The 262-nt window shown below is 73.7% G+C and carries 1 protein-coding gene; it reads right to left on the bottom strand.

Features of this window, described 5'->3' with window-relative positions:
- The coding region (locus tag ACLQ24_RS30630) for a hypothetical protein (protein ID WP_425895200.1) at positions 1–249 on the bottom strand (249 nt) is incomplete at its 3' end.
- Positions 250–262 lie beyond the last annotated feature (13 nt).

Genomic DNA, 262 nt, shown 5'->3' on the forward strand with positions numbered 1-262 from the left:
ACCACCGGGGAACACCACCTGATCACCCGAGGCGAGCCCCGGCACCACACCCGCACGCCGCCACACCGGCAACCCCAACTCACCCACCCACCGCAACGCCTCCCACCCACCCACCGCCGCCACCGACGACGACGACGCCGCCGACGCCGACGCCAACGTCACCACCGACCGCCCCGGCACAGAAACCGCACGCCCCCCCACCACCTCGCGCACCCACCCCGAGGCCACCGACTCCCCATCGACCCACACCACATGCACCCCC

Source organism: Micromonospora sp. DT4, assembly GCF_049841675.1.
Lineage (GTDB): Bacteria > Actinomycetota > Actinomycetes > Mycobacteriales > Micromonosporaceae > Micromonospora.